The organism is Gemmatimonadota bacterium, assembly GCA_009838845.1.
Taxonomy (GTDB): Bacteria; Latescibacterota; UBA2968; order UBA2968; family UBA2968; genus VXRD01.
In genome coordinates this window covers 1-10,266 of sequence record VXRD01000031.1, presented here as the reverse complement: position 1 = coordinate 10,266, position 10,266 = coordinate 1, and the positions used below count along the sequence as shown (strand labels likewise).

Genomic DNA, 10,266 nt, shown 5'->3' with positions numbered 1-10,266 from the left:
GCCCTTTATTTCCGATAAGTGGATTTATCGGAAATAAATAAAAAAAGACTATCGCATGTTTAATTGATGAATCTAAATCGGATAGCGCAAGCGTCTAATAAAAACCATCTGATGCACAAGTTTGCAATACTAAAAAAATGACCACAAAAATTAAAGCACCCACCTCCCAATCCATACACCTGCCCGCCTGCAGATGTTCCGCGCAGACAAGTCACAACGGTCAGACACTCTCAATGCCCGCGGCTGAACTCGCGCGTGCCTCACTCGCTCCTGCTACCATCAGAGCCTATCGGTCTGCGCTTTATGCCTGGGATACATTTCGCAACAACCGGCCCGAAAATGATACACTCATCGCCGAATATCTAACGGCGCGATATGAAGCGGGAACCAGCCCGGCTACCTGTACACAAATCGTGGGCGCAATCCGGTTTCGCGCGAAACACCAGGGCTACACCGATCCCATTGGTCCAGCTACCCAGCGCGTATTAGCAGGCATACGACGCCGGGGACGAGACCGCGGACGGGGACAAATGGACGGCCTGCGCTGGAATGAAGCAGATGCAATAGTACGCATTGCCCAGCGCGACCAGACCCTCGCCGGACTTCGAGACGCGGCCATCATCGCCGTCATGTCTGACGCACTCCTGCGCGTATCTGAATGCGTTGCCCTCAATGTCGAAGATCTTTTGCAAACCGACCTGCCCGACGGAAGTGCCCGCATTACCGTCCGACACTCTAAAACCGACCAGGAAGGGCGCAGCAGTGTCCTGTACATTGGACCGACAACAGCAAGAGCAGTAACGGCCTATCTGAACGCCGCCCAAATAGACAACGGTCCCCTCTTTCGCCGCGTACGCCGCGGCGACCATCTGGGAACCGGGCGACTGACAGACCGCGCAATCAGAAACATCGTAAAACAGCGTGCAGCAGCAGCCGGAGTCTCTGGAAGATTTTCGGGGCACTCGCTCCGCATTGGATCGGCACAGTCCCTCGCAACAGCGGGCGCATCAATTGTCGAAATGCAAATAGCAGGACGATGGCGCGATACATCTATGCCCGCTCACTATGCCCGCGCCCAACTCGCTGGTACCGGTGCCGTAGCGCGGTTGCGATATGGATGTAAAAATAAAAAATAAAGCCCCGCACTATACGGGGCTTTTCGGTAATTGAGGTTTCCCGGAGAGGTACTGGTTTCGACTAGCGGAGCTACCTGGCGATAAAAAATACCACATCCTTGGCGACCTTTGTTCCCGTATTTAAATCCGTCACTGCCACCTCTAATTCATAGCGCCCCGCCTCTGATCCCTTTACGTCAATCTCCAGATAATTGTGCTCTGTTTTCCGCGTACCCACTTGCTCGTAAGAAATTGTTACCTCTTTCTTCTCCTCAATACCCAACAATGTTCCAACCGCACGCAAAATCGTCACAACAAGGGGTTTGCCTTTGCGGGGTGAAATTTTGTAATCCATCTGGTAGCGCGTTTGACTAAACTCGTCAAATGTCAACCCATACACCTCGTAATAAATCGTCACGGGTTGTCCCGGCAAATAGGTTTTGGATGGCATGGGCACGACTTTGTGTCCACCTTTTACTTTTGAAGAAGCGTCTTCCACCACCAGACCGGCCATCTCGATATCAGAAAGCATCAGCGATGGGCCCGTATATGGCTCCACTGTCAGCGACCGGGTATAAGCACTTCGCATATTGCCTTTCGGGCTGCGTACCTCCACTCCCAGATGGTAATTGCCCGGCGATAGATTGAGCGCGATTTGATCCACAGCCAGATCGCCTGCACCCAGCGAATCCGTCGCATCTACCGCAAAAGGCAGGGGAGCCATCTTGCGATAGACCGGTCTCCATGTGCTGTCAAATACCGCAATACCCCGTTCCAAAACACCTGTCGCCTGAACGCTGTCTGGCAAATTGGCCAGAGGTACGCCGTAATACACTTCCAGACGGCTGTACTCGTCTTTCCCCTGGAAATCGACCGCATCGAAATGGAAATTCAATACATCGTCAAAGGGCGGCATCAGATCTGCCTGTGCTTGAATGGCCGATGCCACCTGCCGATCTGGTCGTCGGTCTGTCCACAGCCCCATGTTGAAGTGCGACTCGCTGCGGCCCTGCGGGATATCGGGATAGATGTAATTCCCCTTCCGATCTAAAGCCGTGAATACCACCTCAATTCCCCCGGCGACATCCGGATAAATCCAGTATTCCCAGCGCGTGCCGCTATCGATGGGATAGAGCGGATAGCCCCGCACCGTCTTATCGCTCGCACCCCGGTCATAGCCGCTGAGTTCCACCGTAGGCTGGTATCGGTCAGTACTTACCTGATTATAAGATGTGGCACCAAAACGGGAGCGATTGGGATTCAATTCAAAATCTATTGCCTCAAAATCATTTACAGTGACCTCAAGCCCGTATTCATCCTGGATCGCCACATCTTGCAGAGATGTCCGCAGCCTGCCCATCCGCGCGATAATCTCTTTGCGGCCATCTACTGGAATGCCCAGCCACAGCCGCTCCTTGACCCGCACGACATCGGGGTCTGTCTCATAGCGCACATCGCCCGAACGGCTTTTATGCGCGGGTTCTCCATAGCGAATATAAATCTCTCCGCGCCTGTCCCACGGCTTGCGCCCGGTTGAAAAATGCTGCATCGCATATAGCACTCGCCGATAGTGCTCCACCAGCCGCTCGTTGCCCGGCGTAGCCGGCGTGGGATCGCGGCGCTGCCAGAACATCCGCACAAAGTCCGGCTGTTGCTCGGGCGGCAATGCCTCGTAAGCAGCGGCCTCTTTCAGCGTGGCAATAAGGCGAATATCTTGCAAAAGTCCGCGCGTGTGTTCATCTACCGTACGCAAATACTCCGCCATCACCTTCTGCGCTTCTCCTGTCTGTCCCATCAGTTGATACACACCCAGGAGCAAGGGGAGACATTCCTCGCGCAGTTCGGGACGCGTATCCATCAACTCGCGCCACACATGCGTCGCCCTTGCGCGTTGTCCCTGCTTCAGCCATATTCGCCCCAGATCGAATCGCGCACGCGCGTGCATCGGGTTTACCACAATCTGTCGGGTATAGGCTTTCTCGGCAGCTTCGATCTTGCCCTCGCGTTCAAACACCCGCCCGAGCAAATACAGCAATTCCGGATGATTCGAATAGGCTTCAATCGCCTCTTTCAAGGCATCTTCTGCTCGCTGTTTACCCCCCAGCAAACGCGCAAACGCGCGGTTGACCTGCGCGGTTTTCCAATCGGGACGAAGGGCGAGAGCCTGATCATAAGCCACCACAGCTTCATCCCACCGCTTGCGTCCCATATGGGATATTCCCACGCCATTGTACACTTCGGGCAATACCCCACCTGCGTTCAACGCCGAGTTAAACGTCCGTTCCGCATAGGGCAAGTTACCGGCAAATAGATAGGCATACCCCCGGGCAGCGCGTCCCATCAAATCGTTCCCATCTTCATCGAGAAGCACCTCAGTCACCTTCAGAGCATCTCTGGCCTGTGCCGTATCTGGCGGCACTTGCCGGGCCGCATAGCGCGGATCAATATGCCTTGCCATTTCTTTGCGCCTGCCCATGGCTGTGATTATTGCCCCGTCCAGGTTCGGAGGCACCCCAAAACCGAGCAACGGGTTATAATACGCCCGCGCTACAATCGGATTGCGATCCATCCAGAATCCGTAGAGGAATGCCGCGCGGTCCGCGCGTCCCAGGCCAGTATATACGGCTTCAATCTCGGGGCCACCAAATCGTTTTAATAAATGCTGTGCTGTCTTAGCACGCTGATCGTCAAAGCCCGAAGCCGGAACAAGCGCGTCGCCCAGCACTTCAAATTTTCGAGCCGATACGAGTGTATCCCGCCCCGCCGTAACCCGAACCCGCAACGTGTATGTTCCCGACAGAAGTTCACGAGTCGGAATCCCCTCGGCGAATTTGACTTCACCCCGATACCCGGGGAATGACCGCTGATCGCGCCAGAGGCGATGTCCGTACCGGTCTTCTATCTGCATCTCAACCCGGTGGCTCTGGTAGCCCAGATAATACACCTCAAAATACAAGTAGAGCGGTACGCCTCGTCGATATTGTCGCGCGGGGTTGGGCAGTATCAATCGCCCATTTTTCCGGAACATCTCAAGGCTCTCTCCCGCCCCCTGCGGATTAAAACCAGAAGACAGGTACAGATCGCTCATCCCTATTTTCCCGGGATCGTAAGCGGGCACATCCAGAGAAAACACCGCCAATCCCGCCCGATCTGCCTGCAAATCGCTCAAGGTCAGTTCCCCGCGATAGCGACCAGCGGGCAGACGCACCTGCACCATATCATATACCATGCGGTCTGTATCGACGGTGGCCTCCAGCGATTCGGCTGTCAGGCGGCTTTCTGCCTCCACCTGTTGCACAACCTCTCCGTCCTCGTTTAAGACCCGCAGCGAAGGCTTGTACCGCGCGAGATAAATCCCCGAATTTTGCCGCAAAAATGCAAATTGCGCCACCGGGAACCGCAATATTACTTCTTCGAAACCCTCGCGGCCCCGATATCGAAAACTGCACACATCAATCTCGAAAGCTATGGACCCTTCTCCGCGCGGTGGGAGATCTGTCTCACTGGCGCGTACTTCACAAACAGCGACTATCAAAGTCAAAAATACAATTGCGATACGCATAAAAATACCTCTTGAGTGCTAAGTGTTGTAGGCTACGTCGTGTGCTTGTTTTACTAACCTCTATCCTGTTACAATAATATACAAAAACAAAAAAAAATTCAATCGGATAGCCCTTGACAGATTTATTAGAAAGGCGTTGTTTGATTTTTATGACACGTATTTTATACCCTATCCTGTACGCGATCTTCTTTTTTTCGGGTGCAGCCGCTCTTTTGTTTGAAACTCTGTGGTTCCGCCAGGCAGGGCTTACATTTGGCAATAGTATTACGGCATCCAGTCTGGTGCTGGCCGCATTTATGGGTGGTTTGGCACTGGGCAATGGCTTATCTGCTCGCCTGGGCAGGCGTATCGCACGCCCCGTACGCATCTATGCGCTGTTGGAAATTGCCATTGCCCTGTCAGGGGTAGCCATCGTTTGGATGTTGCCCGCGTTTACTGCAGGGCTATCGGTTTTTCTCGCATCTTTTCTCGATTCCCCCCTTTTGCTCAACGCATTGCGCCTGCTGCTGAGTTTTGCCATTCTCATCGTGCCCACCACTGCGATGGGCGCTACCCTGCCCATTCTCGTCCGGGCATTGCGCGTGCGAGACGACGCTTCTATATCCGACGATGAAGGTGGTTTTGGGATCGCGCTTGGTCGGCTCTATGCGTGTAATACGCTGGGCGCCGTGGTCGGCGCGGTCGCGGGAGAGGTTGCCATCATCGAATGGATCGGAGTCCGGGGCACGGCATGGGTCGCCGCGCTGCTGGATATTATCGCCGCCGGGGGTGCTTTTGGAATCGCACGCTATTTCTCTGGCGCACGCGAGGGAAGTCCTCCGAAATTGGACAAGCTACCAACCTTCCGGGCCGGATGCTTGCTGGGTGCTGCCTTTCTCTCGGGGGCTATTCTTCTGGCGCTGGAGGTCATCTGGTTCCGCTTCCTCCACCTTTTTGTGCCCGCGACTACGCTTGCGTTTGCCGTGATGCTCTCTGTGGTACTCACAGGTATTGGCGTGGGGGGTGAGTTGTCCGCCCGATGGCTGCGCCGCAATGCCGGGGCATTTCGCGTGCTTCCCGCCCTCGCCCTCAGCTCCGGGATACTCACGGTTGTCACCTATCTGACTTTTGTCTATGTGGTGACACCTTTCGGAACGGGGTATATTGGCAACATATCGCAAATCCTGACACTATCTCTGGCATTGATGTTTCCCGTATCTCTTCTCTCGGGCGTCCTATTCACTTTCATCGGTGCCGCGCTCAATCGCCATGTGCAGCCCGATACCCGGGCCGCTGGTCTGCTCACGCTCGCCAATACCATCGGTGCTGGTCTGGGTGCGCTCATTGCGGGTTTTGGGCTGTTGCCCATTCTGGGCATGGAGATTGCAATCTTTATTCTGGCCCTTTGCTACGGTGTTGTCGCTTTTCTCGTTTCAGGTCTGCGCCGGAAGTACCGGGTGTATTACGTCCTTTTTGCCGCGTACCTCTTGATTCTGGTCCTTTTTCCCTTTGGGCGGATGGAGAATACGTACTTCACCTTTGTCGCGCAGCGCTTTGGCTATCCCGATACATGGAAAATCGCCGGTACCCGCGAAGGATGCACGGAGACGATTATCTATTTGGAAGGTGCTTATTTTGGCGTGCCGGTTGCGTACCAGATGCTCACGGATGGCTTCTCAATGGCGTCCAGCAGTCTGGTCAATCGCCGCTATATGAAGCTCTATGTGTACTGGCCCGTCGCCCTACATCCCGATCTCAAAAGTGCTTTACTGATCAGCTTTGGCGTGGGTTCTACAGCCAAAGCACTTACCGATACGCGATCACTCGAGCATATCGATGTGGTCGATATCTCCCGCGACGTACTCGAGATGAATCGCATCGTCTATCCCGATCCGAACGCACAACCTCTGAAAGATCCCCGGGTGCGCGTGCATATTGACGACGGGCGTTATTTTTTGCAGACAACGCAAAACCGCTACGATCTCATCACCAGTGAACCCCCGCCACCCAGACAGGCCGGCGTGGTCAATCTCTACTCGCAGGAATATTTCCAACTCATCTACGACCGTCTTTCAGAAGGGGGCTTATGCACGTACTGGCTTCCGGTTCACCATCTCAAACCCGAGGATACAAAAGCCATTATCCGCGCCTTTTGCAATGTGTTCAAAGACGCTTCTCTTTGGGCTGGAGCGGGTTTTAACTGGATGCTCGCCGGCTCTCGAAATGCCTCTTATTCCCCATCAGAGAACTCTTTTAGCCGACAGTGGCACGATCCCGTCGTGCGTTCCGAACTTCGCGCCCTCGGGCTGGAACGTCCCGAACAACTCGGTGCTCTCTTCATGTCTGATGCCGACCACCTCAACGCGCTCACACGCGACACCCCACCACTGGTCGATAATTATCCCAAACGCCTTTCCGTGGGCTTTTTCAACCGCGAACCCCATCGGACATTTTACGACCGGTGGATGAATCCCCTGCTCACACGCGAGCGCTTTGAAAAGAGCACCTTTATTCGCAAAGCATGGCCTTATGGCATGCGAAGGCGCACGCTCGATTATTTTGAAGCGCAGCGTCTTCTCGAGGCCTCGCTAATTTCTCAGGCTGACAAAACGCGCGATCAGGGGACTCGCATCGCTACCCTCCACACGCTTCTCACGCAGATCGATCTGCGCACCCTCCCGCTGTGGCATCTCCAAATTCAGGACGATTTACTCTATGCGGTTGATACCCGCCTCAAAGCAGGCGAAGAGAAAACCCCTTACCTCCCCTACCTATCTGCCCGCGCCCTGGCGGAGCGCGACTATACCCTTGCCGCACGGTATTATGCCCAATCTTCCGATCCGACGCTACGCTACCTGTATCTCTACGCGCTGTGTATGGCGGGCAACACTGCCGAAGTCGAACGCCTCGCCGCTGGATGGAAAGACCAGATCCTCCAAGATACCGCGCAGCGTTTCTACTATCAGTGGCTCGCCCAGACTTTTGATCTCAATATTCCAATTCCCTGAGAATGAATTGGGCACCCGAATCTTCTTTGACTTTTTTTGTTGACTTTTTACTTTTCCTATATGTTCAGAAATATCTTTACATGTATTTTTTTCTTTTTCACAGCGGCGCAAGCCAATGGCACACAACTCCTCGAAGCCGCGGCAAAGGGAAACCTGTCCGATGTGCAGGCGCGTCTGAGTGCAGGCGATAATGCAAATGCCCGGGACAAATATGGCACCACCGTGCTGATGGTCGCAGCCAGGGGCGGGCATACAGACATCGTCAATGCGCTTCTCGATAAAAGTGCCGATCCCAATGCTCAGGGAATGAGCGGAGAAACGGCATTGATCGTTGCGGCTTTTCAAGGACATATCCAGACGGTACAGGCACTTTTATCGGGCAAAGCCGATCCCAATATTCAGGACAAGCACGGTGCCACTGCTTTGATGTCCGCTGCTTTTGATGGGCATACAGATATTGTCAATGTCCTCTTAAAAAAAGGCGCAAATCTCCATTTGAAAAATGCCCATGGCGCCACTGCGTTGATGCCCGCAGCAGTAGAAGGCCACACAACCACGCTCCAGGCTTTGATAGACGCGGGCGCAGATGTCAACGCGCAGGATAACGACGAACGCACGGCTCTCATGAGCGCGATTGTTGCAGGCCATACATATGCGGTAAAAGTTCTCCTCGAAAACGGCGCTGATCCCAATATCAGAGATAAGGACAGCCGGACTGCGCTCACCTGGGCGTCAATCGAAGGCCAAACAGATATGGTCGATGCCCTCCTGAATGCGGGTGCCGATCCCAATGCCAAAGACAACCTGGGCGATACCCCCTTGCTATTGGCTGCATTCAAAGGTCATACCGCTATTGTCGATACGCTCCTGACAAAAGGAGGTATTCCCAATATCAGAGGCGGTGCTGGCGAAACCCCTCTGATGCGTGCTATTTTACAAGATCACCGCCAAACCGTGCGGGTGCTCATAGCAAGAGGAGCAGACCTCAACGCCAGGGATAACATGGGCGATACAGCTTTGATGGGGGCTGCGTGGGATGGTAAAACCGAACGAATCGAATTTCTACTGGAAGTGGGCGCGAATGTCAATGCGCCCGACAGAGAGGGCCGCACGCCCTTGATGGCCGCTGCGTTTGAAGGACACGTCGAAGCTGTCCGCGCGCTCTTAAGAGGTGGTGCCGATGTCGCAATTGAGGACAAAGACGGCGTTACAGCCTTGATGTGGGCCAGGGCAAAAGGGCATACGGCTATTGTTCAGGAATTGGAACGAGTGGACGAATAGACGAGAAAAGCGCGAATAGACGAATAGACGAATAGACGAATCCCGCCCCGCTACCTCAAGTTGTTACAAAATCCGCCGTTGATGAACTGCTGGCGCAGTTGTACCCCGCTCCGCTGATTCGTAGAGAGGATTGGAATTACGTCCTATGTCTGTCAAAAAAACACATACACTCTGGGTTGTTACGCCCGCTGTCGATCTTTCCTGCATCACTCTGGGCTGGTTGCTTTTCTTTTTTGCTCCCTACCTGTTTTCCAAATACTTCGATACCATCCGGATTATCTCTGTCACGTTTCTTTTTGCGACTCACCGCTACTTCACGTTTCTCCTCGTCTATTTAGACCGCGCCGAATTTAGCCGCGCTCGCGTTCTTTATACGCTTATCCCCATCCTCTGTTTTATCTTTGTCGGACTCTGTTATTTTTTTCGCATTGACGAACCCGAAATGTTCGCCTTCTGGTATCTCTTTAACTATTTTCACTTTGTCCGTCAGAAATACGGCATTCTCCGCATCTACTCCGGCAAAGCGCGGTGGGGTCACAAGCGCCTCGATGCGTGGACGATGTATCTCTGGGGGCTGGCAGGTTTCTTTTATCTTTTTGGTTCAGAAGCCGATGTCAAGGTCATGCACTATCTTCGCAACCTGCTCGACTTCACGCCTCCGCTCCTGATCTCCCACATTTTATATGGACTGGCTATTCTGGTCACCCTGGCCTGGCTATTCTATGAATTTCGCGGTGCCCAGAGTGTCAGTTTTCCCAAATTGCTCTTTTTTGCCTCTGTGGTCTTTCTCTACGGCATTGGCCCCACCCTATCGGCAGGTGCCATCTACATTGCTACCAGTATCAATCACGCTTCCGAATACATCGCTCTGGTCGCGCTTACAATAAAAAATAAAGTCCGCACCTCGGCTCTTGACGCGCCACTTCTCAATAGGGCAGCAACCCATATTGTACGCAATACCTTTCTCTTTACCGCAGTTATCTGCGGCATTCTCTATGGTCTCTACGTCTGGTCCATTTTTGCCTTCCTCTTTTTTGCCTATGGCACCTCATTTGCCCACTTTGTTCTGGATGGTATGATCTGGAAACTCCGCCGCCCCAAAGTCGCCCGCGAAGTAGGGACAGCTTAGCGGGTTTATCTCACTTCTGAAATTGATGAATCTAAGCCCCCATATAAGCGTGTAATACACTTAAGGCCCTGTATAATTTTTCTTGTCATAGACCACAATTTTCGTTATTTATTATATACATTGATTCATAATCAGTATAACTGTAAATAATTGTAAATAAATTTTAATAAATGTAACTGTAATCGCAAAAAA

General features: G+C 53.2%; 5 protein-coding genes. 4 read left to right on the top strand and 1 reads right to left on the bottom strand.

Translation table 11 applies throughout. From position 1 onward, the window contains the following. Window positions 1-137: 137 nt before the first annotated feature. Window positions 138-1,136, top strand: coding sequence for a site-specific integrase (locus tag F4Y39_04885; GenBank protein ID MYC13045.1), 999 nt, complete (start codon window positions 138-140; stop codon window positions 1,134-1,136). Window positions 1,137-1,206: 70 nt separating this feature from the next. On the opposite strand, the gene F4Y39_04880 is transcribed toward F4Y39_04885, so the two are convergent. Further along, window positions 1,207-4,677 carry a GWxTD domain-containing protein gene (locus tag F4Y39_04880; GenBank protein ID MYC13044.1) on the bottom strand — a complete coding sequence of 1,157 codons (3,471 nt, stop codon included), beginning with the start codon at window positions 4,675-4,677 and terminating at the stop codon, window positions 1,207-1,209. Window positions 4,678-4,826: 149 nt separating this feature from the next. Between F4Y39_04880 and F4Y39_04875 the strand changes: the two genes are divergently transcribed. From F4Y39_04875 to F4Y39_04865, 3 genes are all read left to right on the top strand, one after another. After that, complete coding sequence (locus tag F4Y39_04875) at window positions 4,827-7,664, top strand: spermidine synthase (GenBank protein MYC13043.1); 2,838 nt, start codon at window positions 4,827-4,829, stop codon at window positions 7,662-7,664. 60 nt (window positions 7,665-7,724) lie between these two features. After that, the gene (locus F4Y39_04870) at window positions 7,725-8,945 is read left to right on the top strand and encodes an ankyrin repeat domain-containing protein (GenBank protein MYC13042.1); all 1,221 of its coding nucleotides are present in this window, start codon (window positions 7,725-7,727) and stop codon (window positions 8,943-8,945) included. 145 nt (window positions 8,946-9,090) lie between these two features. Further along, window positions 9,091-10,074 (top strand): hypothetical protein, encoded by a 984-nt coding sequence (locus tag F4Y39_04865; GenBank protein ID MYC13041.1) that lies wholly within the window; start codon window positions 9,091-9,093, stop codon window positions 10,072-10,074. Window positions 10,075-10,266: the final 192 nt, after the last annotated feature.

What these genes read in the sequence shown, in the direction of transcription:
- F4Y39_04875 (MYC13043.1), top strand. Translation starts at nt 4,827, where the DNA reads ATGACACGTATTTTATACCCTATCCTGTACGCGATCTTCTTTTTTTCG.
- F4Y39_04865 (MYC13041.1), top strand. Translation starts at nt 9,091, where the DNA reads ATGTCTGTCAAAAAAACACATACACTCTGGGTTGTTACGCCCGCTGTC.
- F4Y39_04870 (MYC13042.1), top strand. Translation starts at nt 7,725, where the DNA reads ATGTTCAGAAATATCTTTACATGTATTTTTTTCTTTTTCACAGCGGCG.
- F4Y39_04880 (MYC13044.1), bottom strand. Translation starts at nt 4,677, where the DNA reads ATGCGTATCGCAATTGTATTTTTGACTTTGATAGTCGCTGTTTGTGAA.
- F4Y39_04885 (MYC13045.1), top strand. Translation starts at nt 138, where the DNA reads ATGACCACAAAAATTAAAGCACCCACCTCCCAATCCATACACCTGCCC.